Genomic DNA, 16,548 nt, shown 5'->3' with positions numbered 1-16,548 from the left:
TGTTGATATCTTTTTGTGAAAGCCCTGCTGAATCAAGGTTTGTGAAGAGCTCATCAACATATTTGGGACACCACCTATTTTTTTTGACAAAAAACAAAATACTTTTCTGGAAAGCTATAGATAAAATTACAGTAGCAGTCTAAAATAGAATGTATGAATCATGAGTTTATCTGTCTTAGTTTCAGGGCAGTTTCATTTGAAGGGTCAATCTTCAGTATCTGATTTATGTGATTATCGGCAATAAAGGGTTTTTTATTTTGCATGTAAAATTTTGCAAGCCATATTTTTATGGATATTATCTGTTCAGGAGTCAATATTTTATCAAGACCTGAGCTGTTATCAAGCTGCTCAAAACATATCAAAGCTTGGTCTGTCTCATTGGTTCCTGCATAGAGCTTTGCAAGTTTAAGTTCCAGGTCATATCTTTCCGGCTGTTCCTCAACAATTTTCTTAAGCAGGGATTTTGCATAGTTGTATTCACCGTTCTGGACGCATACATTGACTATGGTTTCTCTCATGGATAAATTTTCCCTTGACTTGCTAAGAATCTGGGTAAAGATAGAGACAGCACTGGATGACATGCCCTGTTCAATGAGCTTTTCAGCAAGCAACATACCCTTTTCAACAGCCTGTTGTCCTGTAAGCCTGCCTTTTTCATAATAGTTAAGGGCATTGGGAAGATCATTTTTTTCCAGATAGAAATCCACAAGAAGGAAACGTGAAACATCATCCTGTCTGTTAACGCTGACCGCTTTTACAAGGCACTTTTCAGTCATCTTTTCATTATTGTTTTTTTTATAAAGAAGCCCGATATTTCTAAGAATTCTTGATGCATTTGGCTTCTCCTTTAGAGAGATACGCATCTCATTGATGGCACCATCAATGTCTCCTGCCTCTTCAAGCTCCCTTGCCTTCTGAAGGTGAATTGTTGCCTTGTCAGGATTATTTGCAGACTCAATAACATTTTTTACTTTTTCTTCAAGAGCCTTCATTGTTAAAGGCTTTAAGAGATATGCGTCAATTTCAGTTTCTGCAACATTGATAACAGTATCTCTGTCTGCCTCTGCTGTTACCATGATTACCGGCATATCTCTCAATGTCTTTGAATTCCGAATCTTTCCAAGAAGTTCAACTCCATTCATCACCGGCATGTTCCAGTCGATCACGGCAAGATCAAAGAGACCTTCATTAAGCATTTTAAGGGCTTCACGGCCGTTTTCAGCATGACGTATTGTGCTGCCGAGGCGCAGTTGTTTAAACATATTCCTGATGGAAAGGCGCATGCTTCTCATGTCATCAACAATCAGAACAGACATTGTTTCAATATCAATCATTGGCAATCTCGCTTGAAAATCGGTTAAAATCTGACCTGATACTCTCCAGCATGGAGTCAAGGTCAATATCCGTTTTTCCCTTTTTGGCAACAGCTTCAAGAAGCTGGGCGCTTGTACTCAGTGGCAAGGCATGAACATTTGATGCAGAACCTTTCAAGGCATGACATGCGGCTCTGATTGATTCCATCTCCCTGTTTTCCACAGCGGTTTCAAGCTGCTTTATAAGTCCGCCTGCTTCTTCAATAAATGAATCTACAATTATGTCAACAACCTCTTCATCACCACCAAAACGTTCCACCATAGCGGCTCTGTCAAATGGCCTGTCACTATTATCAAATGACCTGTCACTATTAACACCATCGCTCCTGATGGTTATATTTTCATTTTTATCTTCTGTCTTTTCTAAATGTTGCTCTGACGTTTCAATCCTGGTACCTGAATTTTTGAAGTTGGCAGTTGAGAGGTAAAACCTTACCATTCTTGCAAGTTTTTCAGGGTCAACGGGTTTTGAAATAAAGTCATCCATTCCTGCGGCAAGGCACTTTTCCCTGTCTCCTTTCATGGCATTTGCGGTCATTGCAATGACAGGGGTATGTTTTACTGATCTGACTTGCCGTTCTGTATTATTATCTTTTGTTTTTAAAGATTCAGAAGATTCGTATTTCCGGATTATCCGTGTTGCCTCAAACCCATCCATGACAGGCATCTGACAATCCATAAAAACTATATCATAATGGGTTGATTCAATTTTGTCCACAGCTTCTTTACCGTTGCGGGCACCATCAGCATGATATCCCAGTTTGGAAATTAATGTTTTTGCAACAATCATGTTGGTCTCATTATCTTCCACAACAAGAATCTTTTTAAGATGTTTTTTGTTTTCAGCAATGGAGTGCCTTGTAATAATGCCACCTTTGCAAATATCATCTGATACAGAGATGTGCAGAATTGCCCTGAGACAGTCATTAAGAAGCTCCCTGTCAACAGGCTTGCTCATGTAAGCTGAAAATCCAAGGGCCTCAAATCGTCTGGCATCTCCTTTTTTCCCTGTGCCTGTTATAAGTACAAGTTTGGTATTTTTAAGGAGAGGGTCAAGATTAATTTTCTTGCTCAGGGTGGCAGGGTTGATGCTGCCGCTCTGGATGTCAACAAGAACAGCCTGAAAAGGTATTTTTTCTTCAGCAGCTCTCTTCAGGCAATTAATGGCATTTTCTACTGAATTTGTCTCTTCTGTGTCAAGCTGAAGAGATACAAGGTTTTCCTTCAGTGTGCTGCATGCTCCAAGGTCATCTCCAACGAGAAGTACGCGCTTGTTTATTATGCTCTTGCTGAATACCATATTCATGTCAGGTATATCGTCGGGATTCTGCTTTTCAAGTTCAATTGTAAACCAGAATGTACTGCCAAGAAGTTCATCACTTTCAACACCAATTTTACCATTCATCATCTCCACAAGCATTTTGGAGATGGAAAGGCCAAGACCGGTGCCGCCAAACTGGCGGGTTGTTGATGCATCTGCCTGTTTGAATGCTTCAAACAGAGAGTCAATTTTATCTTCGGGAATTCCTATTCCTGTATCATCAATGGTAAATTTCAGGGTGACAAGGTTATCTGTCTCCTTTTCAAGGGATACGTTTATTGTGACACCCCCTGCCTCCGTAAATTTGATGGCGTTTCCTGTAAGGTTATTGAGAATCTGACGTATTCTTGCAGGATCTCCTTTCAGCAGCAGAGGAACGTCAGTGTCAATGGTGCTTGAAAAATCAATACCTTTTTCTTTTGCCTGTATTGCAGGTATTGCATTTATGTCATCCATTGTTACCTGAAGATCAAAGATTCTGTTATCAAACTCCAGCTTTCCAGCCTCAATTTTTGAAAAATCTAGGATATCATTTATAAGTGAAAGAAGTGCATTGGCACTTGAAAAGACAAGACCTGCATATTTTTTCTGCTCATCCGAAAGTGGAGTATCCATAAGAATATGCATCATCCCTATGATTCCATTCATGGGGGTACGGATCTCGTGGCTCATGTTGGCAAGAAATTCACTTTTAGCCTGTATTGCCCGTTCAGCATCCCTTGCATGGGTACTAAATTTCTCTTTCAGAGAGTTGTTTTCTGATCGCGCTTCTGCAAGCTCAGCTTTCAATCGTTCAATTTCTGAATTTTGATTCATCATGAAGCATTCCCAATTTGAAATTTTTAACAACAAATATACCACATCCAAATACCATCAAACTGCTTTACATTTTTATATGAAAGCCTCCGTAACAGCCTGTTTTTAAAATGATTTTCATCCCTTAGATTGTGGCGGACATCCGCCATGTACATTATATCATTGTATTTCCGTAAAATAAAGATTGCATCTCCAAAACTTGATGGCCTCGTTAAAATTCGGAAGTTCCAAAATCAACATTAATAATTTAAGAGAGATCACTATTAATAATTTCAGAGAGTTATGACTGAAAAAATCTCGAAATCGGACATTTTACAGGTTCATTAAATTTCATTTAAATTAACATTAACTGACAACAGTCTGCCTTCTACCTAATTTCTTGAAGATGGAACAAAGCTGTGCTACTTTAAAATTTCATGGCCTAACTCAAAGGCGGCCATCCCTGGATTAACAGGATAAGGCAGGATTATCTATCCTGAGCATCCTATCCATCCTGGTTATCTTGGTTCAGACAACTGCAATAACTTCTGAAAAAGCAATAAGATGTCGATTTTGAGTAAATACCAAAGAATCTTTTCAAAATACCAAACAATCTTTTCAAACAACATAATTTCCAGGGGAGAGTGAATTTTGAAAGATAGCGAAGATAAAACGATGGAACAAACAGACAAGGAGCTGCTCTACTTTAAGTCATTCCATGAATTGATGACACTGAGAGTGGATGAGATCCTGCTGGTATCAAGCCCCTATGATGCCTTTATAATGCAGGAGGACGGCCGTCTCTCCGAGCGAATTATCCATGAGTACAGGGGATTGAATCTAAGCCGCCCACCAAGACTTACATGGGTTTCAAGCGGAAAGGAGGCATTTGCAGAACTTGAAAACAGAATCTACGATATTGTAATTGTAATGCCTCACATAAGCGATATTGAATCATATGAGCTTTGTGAAAAAATAAAAACATTCTACAAGGAGCTTCCTGTCTATTACTTTGCCTATGATGCCGGCAAACTGATGGAAAACGACAAATGCTATGACAGGAGCATTATTGATAGAACATTCATCTGGAGCGGCAATACTGACCTTCTCATGGCTCTTGTAAAAAACAGAGAAGATTTCATGAATGTTGATCATGATACAGAGCTTGCCAATGTAAGGGTGGTTATCTTTGTGGAAGATTCCCCCCTTTATATCTCATCCCTGCTTCCATATATATATAAGGAGATCGTCATGCAGACCCAGGCTGTTATGGACGATTCCCTTAACGAAAAAGACAGAATCCTGAGAATGCGGGCAAGACCCAAAATTCTTCTGGCGGAAAACTATGAAGATGCCTGGCGACTCTACCAGAAATACTCCCGCTACCTTTTATGCGTTATCTCTGATGTCCGCTATCCCAAAGATGGCAGGGAAGATGCCCACGCAGGTTTGAAGCTATTGCGCAGAATCAAGTCCCAGATTCCTGACCTTCCCCTTCTTATGCTCTCTTCCGAAACGGAAAACAGGGAACAGGCAGAAAATATCCCCGCCTTTTTTCTTGATAAAAACTCCCCTGCCCTTCACGCTGATATACGTTATTTTCTGGTTCAATACCTTGGATTCGGGGATTTCATGTTCAGGCTCAAAGACGGTAGTGTTGTTGCACGGGCATCAAATCTCAGAAGCATGAGCACCATACTCCACTCTGTTCCTGATGAATCTATTACCTACCATGCTGCAAGAAATGATTTTTCCCGTTGGTTCATGGCCCGTTTTGAAATGCGCCTTGCTGCAAAGCTTCGCTCTCTTACGATCAATGATTTTAAAGAGACAAGGGAGGCCAAGGATTATCTCATACGGCTTATCAGAAACAAGCTGAAAATCAGGCAAAAAGGACTTATCTCTGATTTTGTAAAGGAGGAGTTTGATGCTGAAAACGATTTTGTGAAGATCGGCAGAGGCTCCCTTGGAGGAAAGGCAAGGGGGCTTGCTTTTATTTCCAATCTTTTTCGGGAGCATTCAGGTTTTCAGGAGAAATTCTCCAATGTCAATATAACCCTTCCCAAAATTGTGGTTATTACCACAGAAGGATTTGATGATTTTGAGCGTCTTAACAATACCCGCGAGTTTCTGAAAAATATCAGAAGTGACGAGGCCATAAAGGAGCATTTCAAAGGGTCACGCTTTCCGGAATGGCTCTCCCGGGATCTTAAGGTGTTTCTCAATTATGTAAAATACCCCCTTGCTGTGCGCTCATCAGCAATTCTTGAGGATGCTCACTATCGCCCAAGTGCAGGAGCATACAGTACATATATGCTTGCCAACAACCATCCTGATATTGAGGTACGTCTGAAACAGCTTTTAAGTGCCATCAAACTTGTCTATGCATCCATTTACCAGGAGACTCCGCGGCTTCTTGCGAAAAATTCCGTTTACAGACCGGAAGAGGACAAAATGGCTGTCATAATCCAGCAGCTTTCCGGAACAGTCAACGGAAATTACTTTTATCCTGCAATTTCAGGTGTGGCACAATCCTACAATTTCTATCCGGTATCCTACATGAAGCCGGATGAAGGTGTTGCACACATTGCCCTTGGACTTGGTAAAATTGTGGTTGACGGAGGAGTTGCACTTAGGTTTTCGCCGAGATATCCTGAATTTCTTCCCCAATTCTCATCAGTTGACAATATTCTGAAAAATGCCCAGCGCTATTTCTATGCACTGGAGCTGAAAAAAAGTGATCTTGAATATATTGAAGAGACAGATTTCGAGCTTGAGAAGCTGGATGTGGATGATGTCATTGATCACAAGCCTGTGAAAAAACTTTTAAGCACCTACTTTGCAGAGGATAACAGGGTAAGGGATTTTTTCAGCAAAAAAGGGTATCCTGTTCTTACATTTGCATCTGTTTTAAAATTTAAGGAGTTTCCCCTTGGAGAGATATTGTCAGAGCTTCTTGAGATCGGAAAAACAGGCATGGGATGTCCGGTGGAAATAGAGTTTGCTGTTAATCTTTTAGATGATGAAAAACCGGAATTTTCACTTCTTCAGATCAGGCCGATGATGGTGGCTCAACACAGCATGAATGTTGACATAAAGCCCGATGACCTTGAGAACTCATACTGTTACTCAGACAAAGCCATGGGAAGCAGTCAGATTTCAGTTATTTCCCATATCATCTACGTAAAACCAGAGGCTTTTGACACATCAAAAACCATTGAGATTGCAGAAGAGATTGACAAACTCAACAGCATGTTTGAAAAGGAACAAAAACTTCAACAGGAAGAGCAAAAACGGGAAACATGCAGGAGAAACTTCCGAAATATTCCTGACATGAAGTATCTTTTGATAGGCCCCGGGCGCTGGGGTACAACTGACCGATGGCTTGGCATACCTGTAAAATGGAGCCACATAACCCGTGTGGGTACAATCATTGAAACTGTATCAGAAAAGCTCAATGCTGACCCGTCACAAGGCAGCCATTTTTTCCACAACATAACATCCCTTGGGATAAATTACCTTGGAGTACCGGCCAAAGATAAAAACTTTATTGACTGGAACTGGCTGGACAGCCTTCCTGCACACACGGAAACCCGTTATTTGCGATATCTGAAGCTTGACAGGCCATCAATCCTGAAAATTGACGGCAGAAGATCCACAGCAGTGCTTGTGAAACAGGAAAAAAAACCTGCAAGGATGAAATTGAATGAACAGACAGCGATAAAAAACGCCCGCACTTGGGATTGCCGTTTGAAGCAGTGGCGAGAAAATTGGAGCTAGTTTTGGCATGCTTCATTGACCGTTTTACAATCTCCGGGGAAGCAACCTTATGTTTACTGTTCCGAGGCCTGGAATCCCTCGTGGGGCTAGAGAAGTTCATGACCTTTTTTATAACCGCCCCGTGTCTTTGCAAAGAGCACCTCTCCGGTTTTGGAATGGACCCTGAAAGCCACCCGGATATCCAGAAAGCCCTTGGCCACCATCCATGCCAGAAGATGCACGCCCCTTTGGACAGATGCCGGCCAGGTCTCATAATCCAGCAGTTCCTGAAGCATGGCGTTAGATATGAGAGGATTGTCCCAATGCCATCAGATTCCTTGGAGGGCAGCCTGCACATCTTCCGGATACATGTCCGCCCCGACAATGAGCCGCGCCTTACCGCTGTTTTGGGTAAATGCAGAAAAACCCTGGGATGCCGCAGCCAGCGAGGTGGATCTGAAATATCCGGCAACCCTGTCGTAGGTCACGGCTCTGGAGAGAACCGGAATGTAGAAATCCTCAAGAATATCTGTGGGTGACCCATCGACCCTGGCTGTTGATGAAAGATAGCTGATCTGCCAGGAATGTTCCTGAAATCGGGGTTGTTTTTTGTTTTTTGTCATTCACGATGCCCTATCATTCCCAATCTTCCAACACCAACCCTTCGACCCTTTCAAACTCTCTTACATTGTGAGTTATCAATATTAAATTTTGTGAAAGGGCGATTGCGGAAATCATTAAATCATTGGGCCCTATAGGTGTTCCATTTTTTTCCAATTGAGCCCTGATATTGCCATATTTTTCCGCAGCATTATCATCAAAAGAATATGAAATAAAATGATCTAAAAACTCTTTCTGTTTACTTATATTTCGTTCAGGATATTTACTTTTCATAGCCCCATAAAACAGCTCTGCTTTCACAACAGAACAAACAACGATGTTTTCAGGAAGCATTTGCTCTATTTGATTACGAACGGATTCCGATGTCCCATTCAAGTATTTGATACAGGTATTGGTATCAAGAAGGTATTTCAATGGATAACTTCTCTAATTTCATAATTGCCTTGATCACCTCTCTCTATGGGATCATCCGACAGACATCCGTAGGTATTTTCAATAAATGCGAGCCATTCATTTTTCTCTTGTTGCATTTGTTTCTGTTCTTGCGTTTGTTTTTGCTCAGAATTCATTATATTTTGACTGGAGTCAGGAATATATTCGAACGCTTTAATGATGCGAAACAGTGTTTCCAAATATTGATCCTGCAATTTATCAATTTCAGATTTTATTGAATCTTTAGTAATCATTATATCGCCTCATGAAAGTTATTTGGATACTTATGTTTTCATTATACACAATCATCCCTGATTCAATCCATACAGTATCAACTCCGCCTTCTGACGCCTCTTCTCGTCATCCATCTCCCTTGCCCAAACAGCCAGCAGATCCAGGATCAATCTTTTTTGGGTATCGGCATGTTTTTCAATTTTCCAGGGAGATGTTCAGGGACTTGGAGATATTCAACGCCTCATCAAAGGAAAACTCCCCCAGGCCCCAGATCTCATAGAGTGTCAGAGCCATGGCGGTTTCAGAATCCAGATCGGTCACCGAGATATTTCCCTGGGTGATCTCTTCGATTTTACTTTCAGCCACCACACGGCTGGCTTCGTTCATGGCACGAACCGGTGTGACAGTATCATCGCCATCAAGAACCGGCCAGTTTTCATTTGCTGTTTGATATTTCCTTGAAGGGGGCTAACTCTTCTTCGGTGGGCCGTCTTTCATACTTTTTTTCAAAATCGGTAATACATTCAATTTTCTGTTGTTTATAGAGGGAATACGCCAATGCCCCGATGACATCATTTTTGCCTTCAACAAGCTCTGAATAGATGTAATTGCAATCCCTTTTCAAGCGCATTCTCGCAAATCAATTTTCGGCAAATTCCCGATTCGTTTTGAAGCTCTTTCAAATGCAGCCCGTATCTGCGCTTCAGAAATTTTTTCTGCTATTCGAAGATGTGTGCGGGTGGGCAGAGACCCTTTGTACGCCTTAATCTTTTCGTTGGCTCGTTTTACATCGACGATGTTAATCCGTAATTTCTTCTCTGTTTTAGCCATTTGTCTCCCCCCTTAATAAGGTGTTTACCTTTATTTTTGATGGTAGCCTCGTGAGGTAGCTTTGTCAACTTCATTTTATCTCTGACCTTTTATCAAAAAAAGAGGACTGACATAATTTATTCCATAAAAAAAAGAGGACTTATGTGAAAATAACCCACCAAGGTGAGCATTCCAAGAATCATAGAAGATGCGTGGTGAGGATTGTCAAAAAAAATGAGTAAAATTTCCGATTCAAATAGTATCTGTTCTTTTTCAGCCTGGCCTTTTCAAACGCATTCCGCATCTTTGATTCAGCAGAAGGTGATTGACTGATCAAGCTGCTTAAATGACCTTTAACTCTTCCCGGAGCACCCGGCGCAACTTATTTTCATCCATTAGTGTCTCAGGCTTGTTTAAATAATCCCGAAGTACTTGATTGATAACGGTCTGGTAGCCGCATCCGGCTTTGTCTGCCCGTTCTCGAAACGATTCAATCACATCGTTGTCAAGATAGATCGTTATTCGGGTCTTTCCCTTCTGAGGTACAACGGCTCCGCGTTTTGCTTTGCTAAAATCATATTCCGGTTTCATAATGCCCTCTTTCCTTTTTGGTAGCCCTTCTTGCCGCTATCAAACGAATTGTATTCTCTCGATATGTGAAGACGACGACCAACACACGCCCCAAAGCGTCAAGTCCTATGGTTATGTGGCGTCTGAAAAAAATTGAAAGGGATCTTTATAACCAACATGGCGGTTCACCGTCACAATCGAAGTGTTGAAAGTCTTTATAAAAACAGCCATTTGCGGGGACTTTTATATAACGTACATGGTGGATTACCGCCACAATCGAAGGGATGAAAGTCGTTTTTAAAACAGTCTGTTAAGGAGACTTTCATATAAAACGTACATGGCTGATGACCGCCACAATCGAAAAGATGAAAGTCGTTTTAAAAACAGGCTGTTACCGAGACTTTCATATAAAATTGTGTCTGCTTCACTGGCTTCGGCTCTGTAATACTCAATCACTTGGCTGCGGTGACAAGATTTCTTTCACTTGATGTTCGAGTTTTTTTATATTGATATTTCAAGATTGCCATTTTTAAGTTTTTTTGGCATCTTTCATATCTGCCCAAACGGACATGATTGCGCATCAATCACCCCGAAGTATGAAAATGATATACTGTTCCAGATAATTAAATTGGCAAGCAATGTAGGGACAATCCCTTGTGGTTGCCCTTCAGAATTGAGAATGCCAAAATATTTTTCTGGAAATCTATAGTCATTTTCACGGTAAAGTAGTTTACACTTTTTTGAGTTAAATTACCCCAAAAGAGTAAGCAGGCTCAAGAAAACGTAAACAGGTAAATTGGGCGTGCCGTAATTTTTATTTTTTATATTCAGGAACTTTTTCATGGTCTATTTCAAACTTCTTCTTACTGCAATCTTCTGGGGAGGAACATTTATTGCCGGAAAATCCATTGCTGGCAATGTCTCACCTATAAATGCTGCATTCATACGTTTTGCCATGGCCTCTTTTTTTCTGCTTCTTATTACAAAAAAGACTCAGGGCAAGTTGCCTGCCATCAGAAGAAAAGATTTTATTCCCCTGTTGCTGCTCGGTTCAACAGGAGTCTTTTCCTACAATATCCTCTTTTTTAATGCCCTGCACCATATTCCGGCGGGTAAGGCATCACTCATCATTGCCACCAATCCCATTATGATAAGCCTGCTTTCGGCACTGATTTTCAAGGAGAGCGTAAACCTGATAAAATGCACAGGCATACTTTTATCAGTTACAGGTGCTCTTGTTGTTATATCAGATGGAAACCTTATCAATCTTGCAGGTGATGCCATTGGCAGGGGAGAAATCATGATTATGGGCTGCGTTGCAAGCTGGGTTACATACTCTTTGATCGGAAAAAAAATCATGGGAGATATGTCGCCCATTGTTTCTGTTTGCTACTCATCGGTTGCAGGAACTTTTTTACTTATGTTTCCGGTAGTTCTTTACGGTGATCTGACTGAGATTGTATCATATACACCCATGAACTGGTTCAGCCTTTTCTATCTTGCATTTTTCGGCACAGTTTTAGGATTTTTATGGTACTATGAGGGAATCAAAACAGCAGGAGCCATGAAAGCCAGTGTCTTTATCAATTTTGTTCCGGTAAGCGCCATTATTCTCTCCTGGTTAATGCTTGACGAGACAATAAGCATTGCACAGGCGGCAGGAACTGTACTTGTTATTTCAGGGGTTTACTCCACCAATGCATCAACAATGCTTCAAAAACGCTTGATACAATCAAGGGCAAAAGCGCCTGAACCCTTGCCTGAAAAGGCATGAAAGATATAACGTACATGGCGGACACACTCCACAATCAAAAAGATGAAAATTATTTAAAAAACAGTTAGTTATAGAGGCTTTATAGTAAACGGTCATGGCCGGCATCCAGCCACCCCCGAATATGGAAATTTGTATCTATTTCCACGGTAAACGGGCATGATTGATTACGTATCAATCACCCCCAAATATAAAAATGATAGTCATTTTCACGGTAAAAAACAGTCGCTTACAGAGACTTTATCATCAAAAAATGCCTCTTGGCACGCCTGCAAAGATATGAAAGGAAGAACCCATGAAAATATTGATTACAAACGGGACTGTATTAACCATGGATAGGGCCATGAGGTGCATTAAAGATGGTGCTGTCGCAGTTGAAAACGGCAACATAGTAAAAATTGACAACAAAGATAGGCTTGCAGGTTTTATAGAAGATGAATCTGCAACCTGCCAGATCATAGATGCAAAAGGCGGCATAATCATGCCAGGGCTTGTAAACAGCCACACACATGCATCAATGACCCTATTTCGCGGCCTTGCCGACGATCTGCCCCTTATGGAGTGGCTGACTCAACATATCTTTCCGGCAGAGGCTCTTCTTACAGGAGAGCTTGTCCACAAAGGAGCCATGCTTGCCTGTGCAGAGATGATAATGTCCGGCACAACCTGTTTCTGTGACATGTATCTTTTTGAAAATGAAGTGGCAAAGGCTGCCTCAAATTGCGGAATGAGAGCTGTGGTAGGAGAGGTTCTCTACGATTTCCCATCTCCGAACTACGGAGCTCTTGAAAACGGATTTGAATATGTCAACAATATGATGGCACAATGGCGGGATGATCCACTTATAACCGTTGCAGTGGAACCACACGCAACCTATACCTGTGCCCCGGAACTTTTGCAAAGGGCATCCATCCTTGCCCGTGAACATAATGCCCCTCTTATTATTCATGTTGCAGAAACCCTGAGTGAATCTGAACAGATAAATGAAAAATATGGCAAATCTCCGGCAGCTTTTCTTGCCGATCTTGGGATTTTATCTTCAAACCTGATTGCATGCCACTCAATTCATCTTTCAAAGGAAGATATGGAGCTTTACAAAAAATATGATGTAAAAGTTGCCCATTGCCCTGAAAGCAACATGAAACTTGCGTCAGGTGTGGCAAAAATTCCGGAAATGATTGATAATGGCATATGCGTAGGTCTTGGGACCGACGGGTGTGCAAGCAACAATGATCTTGACATGTTTCTGGAGATGGATACAGCAGCAAAGCTGCACAAGGTATTTACAATGAATCCGGAAGCTATAAGTGCTGAAACAGCTCTTAAGATGGCCACCATCAACGGTGCAAAGGCACTTGGCCTTGATACTATAACCGGCTCCATTGAAGTTGGTAAAAGGGCTGATATTATTATTGTGGATAGTGACAGGCCGCATATGATCCCCCTGTACAATCCATACTCTCACATTGTATATTCCGCCACCGGAAGTGATGTCTCCACAACCATCATTGACGGAAGAGTCGTTATGAAAAACAGAAAACTTATCAGCATGAATGCAGAGGCTGTAATGGATGATGTTATTCAGGCTGCCATTAAAATCTCACAGAACGATGTTAAAAAACCATGATAAAAGAGAAAAATAGAGAGACCATAATTTCGGCGGCAACAGGTAAAGAACCCGTTGATATCCTATTTACAAACGCAAAAGTCATAAATGTTTTTACAGGAGAAATCCTTGAACAGAGCGTGGCTGTAAAGGAGGGATATATATGCGGATTTGGCAATTACGATGCTGTCAGAAGAGTTGACCTTGAAGGCATGTATGTGGCGCCGGGGCTAATGGATTCACATGTTCACATAGAAAGCTCAATGGTTACACCTGTTCAGTTCTCAAGGGGTGTCCTCCCTTTCGGAACAACCACTGTCATTGCAGACCCCCATGAAATTGCCAATGTCCTTGGAACCAGAGGCATTGAGTATATGGTGCAGTCCGCAGAAAAAAGTACCATGAACATTCTTTTTTCCATGCCCTCATGTGTCCCTGCAACAGATATGGAAACCACAGGAGCAACACTTAATGCAGAAGCCATTGCACCCTTCATGCAAAACAACAGAATTGTTGCACTTGCCGAAATGATGAACTATCCGGGGGTGATTTCTGCTGATTCACAAGTCATGGCAAAAATCAAGGCTGCCCACAAAATCAGAAAACCTGTTGACGGCCATGCACCAGGGGTAAGCGGCCGTGATCTTTGGGCATATGCTGCGGCAGGCATATCAAGCGATCATGAGTGTACAACCACCCAGGAAGCACTTGAAAAACTCCGGCTTGGAATGCATATCATGGTAAGGGAAGGGACATGTGCAAAAAAATCTTGACGACCTAATGCCGGCAATCACTGACACCACCTGGCAGCAGATGATGTGGTGCACCGATGACCGTCATCCGGAAGAGATCCTGCATCAGGGACATATTGACCATATCATAAGAAAAGCCATAAAAGCCGGCCTTGATCCGGTAAGGGCTATACAGATGGGAACCATCAACTGTGCAAGGCACTTTGGCATAACAGATGCCGGAGCAATTGCACCAGGACGCAGGGCAGACATGATAATATTTAAAGACCTCTCCTGCCCTGTGGTGGAAAAGGTTTTTGTAATGGGATCTCTGGTTGCGGAAAAAGGGTCTCTGGTTTCTGGCTCATCACATAAGTTGCCCCACGAAAATATTCCCGATGATATTCCGAAAACCATGAATTTTGACATTAAATCCATTGATTTTTCTATTTCAATGCCGGATTGTAATAATAATCCTGTGACCAAACCATTATCTCCCATGATCAAGGTAATAAAGGTGGTGCCTGACCAGGTCATAACGGATTCGGTTATTATGGAACCATCACACCTTGATGGCAAACTTATATCTGATATTACAAGGGATCTTATAAAAGTTGCCGTAATTGAGAGATATTCAGGCAACACCGGAATGAGTACCGGCTTTGTAACAGGCATTGGACTTTCAAGGGGAGCCATTGCATCAACGGTTGCCCATGATTCCCACAATATCATAGTTGCAGGAGCAACAGATGATGATATGATGGAGGCTGTCAAAGCTATCCAAAAGATGGGGGGAGGTTTTGCTGTTGTGTGTCAAAAAGAGGTAATTGCCACCCTTGCTCTTCCGGTTGCGGGTCTTATGTCACATAATGCCATGAATGAAGTCAATATCGACATGAAAAAAATAACAGAGGCAGCTCAATCCCTTGGTTCTGCCCTGAAAGACCCATTTATGACATTGGGATTTCTTGCACTGCCGGTTATTCCAAAGCTTAAAATAACAGACAAGGGTCTTGTAGATGTCACAAGGTTTGAAATAGTTGATCTTTTGAGCCTTGTCAACACTGTCTGAATCAGGATGCCCAGGATGCTCAGGATTTACAGGATAAAAATCCTGAGCATCCTGTAAATCCTGGTTATCCTGATTCAGACAAATTCAAGAAATGCCAAAAAGTCCAACAAGGTGTCGATTTTGAATATAGAACTCACAGATCGTATTGAGCTTATGGATGCAAAACGTATGGAACATATTATAAAGCTGGCCAATATAAGAAAACAACCATTACACAAGGAACACCCACCTGAGAATAGACATAAGGATAAAGAAAAACTATGAAAGTTGACGGCAATGACATGCGACCAATCTGGTTTGATAACAAGACATCCACTGCCAAAGTTATTGACCAGAGAAAGCTTCCGCACAAAATCGAGATTGTTGATCTGCCAACAGTGGATCATGTTATTATGGCCATAAAGGAGATGCTAGTAAGAGGAGCGCCTCTCATAGGAGCAACCGGAGCTTTTGGAGTATATACAATTCTTTTTGAAAACAGAGATAACACCAATATTAAAAATAACACAGACCAATGCAACAACCTCATTCAAAGCGAGTGCAAAAGGCTGAAAAATGCCCGACCTACAGCCATAAATCTTGCATGGGGGGTTGACAGGGTAATGAATCATGTTCTAAAGGAACAGGGATACGATGCAAAAATGAATGCAGCCCTTGAAGAAGCATGTTTCATTGTGGAGGAAGAGGCTGAAAACTGCAAAAATATAGGCGAGCATGGAGCTTCCCTGATAGAAGAGGTCAGTAGAAAAAAACAGAACCTCACAGATAAAACGGTTAACATCCTGACCCACTGTAATGCCGGATGGCTTGCCACAGTTGAATATGGCACGGCAACCGCCCCGATGTATGTTGCATTTGACAAAGGCATTGATATCCATGTCTGGGTTGACGAGACCCGTCCACTGAATCAGGGAGCAAGGCTTACAGCCTGGGAGCTTGGCAAACACGGCATAAAACACACTGTAATAACCGATAATGCCGGAGGCCATATCATGCAGCACGGTATGGTGGATCTGGTGATTGTGGGAACGGACAGAACTACCCGTACAGGTGATGTGGCAAATAAAATCGGCACCTATCTTAAAGCCCTTGCAGCAAAGGACAACAACATCCCCTTTTATGTGGCACTTCCCTCCAGCACCTTTGACTGGAGCATTAAAGACGGTCTTGCAGAGATTCCCATTGAAGAGCGTGACCCGGATGAAATCAGATATATCCAGGGACTTGATATAAATGGAAAGATTACATCAGTTCTGGTTCCTCCGGAACAAAGTCCTGCTGCCAACCATGCATTTGATGTGACTCCAGCAAGGCTTGTGACAGGTTTTGTTACTGAACGTGGAATTTGCAAAGCATTGGAATCTGACATTTTATCCCTTTTTCCAGAACAATTCAGTACTCAAAGCCGACACCTATGATCTTTTGAGCCTTGTCAACATTGTCTGAATCAGGA

General features: G+C 41.8%; 18 protein-coding genes. 7 read left to right on the top strand and 11 right to left on the bottom strand.

What is annotated here, in order from left to right:
* Positions 1-158 precede the first annotated feature (158 nt).
* On the bottom strand, positions 159-1,334 hold the full coding sequence (locus MTBBW1_RS06085; RefSeq protein WP_080800628.1) for a response regulator: 1,176 nt from the start codon (positions 1,332-1,334) through the stop codon (positions 159-161).
* Complete coding sequence (locus MTBBW1_RS06080; RefSeq protein ID WP_080800625.1) at positions 1,327-3,513, bottom strand: hybrid sensor histidine kinase/response regulator; 2,187 nt, start codon at positions 3,511-3,513, stop codon at positions 1,327-1,329. Before MTBBW1_RS06080 ends, MTBBW1_RS06085 begins: the two co-directional genes overlap by 8 nt.
* 627 nt (positions 3,514-4,140) lie before the next feature.
* On the opposite strand from MTBBW1_RS06080, the gene MTBBW1_RS06075 reads away from it, so the two are divergent.
* Positions 4,141-7,269: a PEP/pyruvate-binding domain-containing protein gene (locus MTBBW1_RS06075; RefSeq protein WP_245809278.1), complete on the top strand. Its 3,129-nt coding sequence runs from the start codon at positions 4,141-4,143 to the stop codon at positions 7,267-7,269.
* 86 nt (positions 7,270-7,355) lie between these two features.
* On the opposite strand, the gene MTBBW1_RS06070 is transcribed toward MTBBW1_RS06075, so the two are convergent.
* The 9 genes from MTBBW1_RS06070 to MTBBW1_RS06030 form a co-directional block, all read right to left on the bottom strand.
* Positions 7,356-7,544, bottom strand: a complete 189-nt coding sequence (locus tag MTBBW1_RS06070) for a phospholipase D-like domain-containing protein (RefSeq protein ID WP_080800620.1) — start codon at positions 7,542-7,544, stop codon at positions 7,356-7,358.
* Positions 7,545-7,577: 33 nt separating this feature from the next.
* Complete coding sequence (locus MTBBW1_RS06065) at positions 7,578-7,871, bottom strand: phospholipase D-like domain-containing protein (RefSeq protein ID WP_080800617.1); 294 nt, start codon at positions 7,869-7,871, stop codon at positions 7,578-7,580.
* Positions 7,872-7,884: 13 nt separating this feature from the next.
* A complete protein-coding gene (vapC, locus tag MTBBW1_RS06060) occupies positions 7,885-8,283 on the bottom strand; it encodes a type II toxin-antitoxin system tRNA(fMet)-specific endonuclease VapC (protein ID WP_080800614.1) in 399 nt (132 codons plus the stop codon).
* On the bottom strand, positions 8,280-8,555 hold the full coding sequence (locus tag MTBBW1_RS06055; protein ID WP_080800610.1) for a hypothetical protein: 276 nt from the start codon (positions 8,553-8,555) through the stop codon (positions 8,280-8,282). The genes vapC and MTBBW1_RS06055 overlap by 4 nt, the downstream gene beginning before the upstream one ends.
* Positions 8,556-8,730: 175 nt before the next feature.
* Positions 8,731-8,922, bottom strand: coding sequence for a hypothetical protein (locus MTBBW1_RS06050; RefSeq protein ID WP_080800607.1), 192 nt, complete (start codon positions 8,920-8,922; stop codon positions 8,731-8,733).
* Positions 8,923-8,971: 49 nt separating this feature from the next.
* Positions 8,972-9,160: a hypothetical protein gene (locus MTBBW1_RS06045; RefSeq protein WP_080800603.1), complete on the bottom strand. Its 189-nt coding sequence runs from the start codon at positions 9,158-9,160 to the stop codon at positions 8,972-8,974.
* On the bottom strand, positions 9,157-9,366 hold the full coding sequence (locus MTBBW1_RS06040; RefSeq protein WP_080800602.1) for a hypothetical protein: 210 nt from the start codon (positions 9,364-9,366) through the stop codon (positions 9,157-9,159). Before MTBBW1_RS06040 ends, MTBBW1_RS06045 begins: the two co-directional genes overlap by 4 nt.
* Before the next feature lie 321 nt (positions 9,367-9,687).
* On the bottom strand, positions 9,688-9,936 hold the full coding sequence (locus MTBBW1_RS06035) for a BrnA antitoxin family protein (protein ID WP_080800599.1): 249 nt from the start codon (positions 9,934-9,936) through the stop codon (positions 9,688-9,690).
* Complete coding sequence (locus MTBBW1_RS06030) at positions 9,920-10,051, bottom strand: BrnT family toxin (RefSeq protein WP_342743883.1); 132 nt, start codon at positions 10,049-10,051, stop codon at positions 9,920-9,922. The genes MTBBW1_RS06035 and MTBBW1_RS06030 overlap by 17 nt, the downstream gene beginning before the upstream one ends.
* 705 nt (positions 10,052-10,756) lie before the next feature.
* Between MTBBW1_RS06030 and MTBBW1_RS06025 the strand changes: the two genes are divergently transcribed.
* The 6 genes from MTBBW1_RS06025 (at position 10,757) to mtnA (ending at position 16,513) form a co-directional block, all read left to right on the top strand.
* Positions 10,757-11,689, top strand: a complete 933-nt coding sequence (locus MTBBW1_RS06025) for a DMT family transporter (RefSeq protein ID WP_080800594.1) — start codon at positions 10,757-10,759, stop codon at positions 11,687-11,689.
* A 292-nt stretch (positions 11,690-11,981) separates the two neighbouring features.
* Positions 11,982-13,313 (top strand): amidohydrolase, encoded by a 1,332-nt coding sequence (locus MTBBW1_RS06020; RefSeq protein ID WP_080800591.1) that lies wholly within the window; start codon positions 11,982-11,984, stop codon positions 13,311-13,313.
* Positions 13,310-14,065, top strand: coding sequence for an amidohydrolase family protein (locus tag MTBBW1_RS29410; RefSeq protein ID WP_281255618.1), 756 nt, complete (start codon positions 13,310-13,312; stop codon positions 14,063-14,065). Before MTBBW1_RS06020 ends, MTBBW1_RS29410 begins: the two co-directional genes overlap by 4 nt.
* Positions 14,049-15,095, top strand: coding sequence for an adenine deaminase C-terminal domain-containing protein (locus MTBBW1_RS29935; RefSeq protein ID WP_281255617.1), 1,047 nt, complete (start codon positions 14,049-14,051; stop codon positions 15,093-15,095). Before MTBBW1_RS29410 ends, MTBBW1_RS29935 begins: the two co-directional genes overlap by 17 nt.
* A 120-nt stretch (positions 15,096-15,215) precedes the next feature.
* Positions 15,216-15,359, top strand: coding sequence for a hypothetical protein (locus MTBBW1_RS28170; RefSeq protein WP_186441108.1), 144 nt, complete (start codon positions 15,216-15,218; stop codon positions 15,357-15,359).
* The gene (gene mtnA, locus MTBBW1_RS06010; RefSeq protein ID WP_080800589.1) at positions 15,356-16,513 is read left to right on the top strand and encodes an S-methyl-5-thioribose-1-phosphate isomerase; all 1,158 of its coding nucleotides are present in this window, start codon (positions 15,356-15,358) and stop codon (positions 16,511-16,513) included. Before MTBBW1_RS28170 ends, mtnA begins: the two co-directional genes overlap by 4 nt.
* Positions 16,514-16,548: the final 35 nt, after the last annotated feature.

It is taken from the genome of Desulfamplus magnetovallimortis, from assembly GCF_900170035.1.
Classification (GTDB): domain Bacteria; phylum Desulfobacterota; class Desulfobacteria; order Desulfobacterales; family Desulfobacteraceae; genus Desulfamplus; species Desulfamplus magnetovallimortis.
This window is presented reverse-complemented; position numbering and strand designations above follow the sequence as displayed.

Bases quoted from the DNA above. Each gene is read 5' to 3' on its own strand.
- MTBBW1_RS06035 (WP_080800599.1), bottom strand. From the start codon at position 9,936: ATGAAACCGGAATATGATTTTAGCAAAGCAAAACGCGGAGCCGTTGTA.
- MTBBW1_RS06085 (WP_080800628.1), bottom strand. From the start codon at position 1,334: ATGATTGATATTGAAACAATGTCTGTTCTGATTGTTGATGACATGAGA.
- MTBBW1_RS06020 (WP_080800591.1), top strand. From the start codon at position 11,982: ATGAAAATATTGATTACAAACGGGACTGTATTAACCATGGATAGGGCC.
- MTBBW1_RS06025 (WP_080800594.1), top strand. From the start codon at position 10,757: ATGGTCTATTTCAAACTTCTTCTTACTGCAATCTTCTGGGGAGGAACA.
- MTBBW1_RS06080 (WP_080800625.1), bottom strand. From the start codon at position 3,513: ATGATGAATCAAAATTCAGAAATTGAACGATTGAAAGCTGAGCTTGCA.
- mtnA (WP_080800589.1), top strand. From the start codon at position 15,356: ATGAAAGTTGACGGCAATGACATGCGACCAATCTGGTTTGATAACAAG.
- MTBBW1_RS06050 (WP_080800607.1), bottom strand. From the start codon at position 8,922: ATGAACGAAGCCAGCCGTGTGGTGGCTGAAAGTAAAATCGAAGAGATC.
- MTBBW1_RS29410 (WP_281255618.1), top strand. From the start codon at position 13,310: ATGATAAAAGAGAAAAATAGAGAGACCATAATTTCGGCGGCAACAGGT.
- MTBBW1_RS06070 (WP_080800620.1), bottom strand. From the start codon at position 7,544: ATGCTTCAGGAACTGCTGGATTATGAGACCTGGCCGGCATCTGTCCAA.
- MTBBW1_RS06040 (WP_080800602.1), bottom strand. From the start codon at position 9,366: ATGGCTAAAACAGAGAAGAAATTACGGATTAACATCGTCGATGTAAAA.
- MTBBW1_RS06055 (WP_080800610.1), bottom strand. From the start codon at position 8,555: ATGATTACTAAAGATTCAATAAAATCTGAAATTGATAAATTGCAGGAT.
- MTBBW1_RS06065 (WP_080800617.1), bottom strand. From the start codon at position 7,871: ATGACAAAAAACAAAAAACAACCCCGATTTCAGGAACATTCCTGGCAG.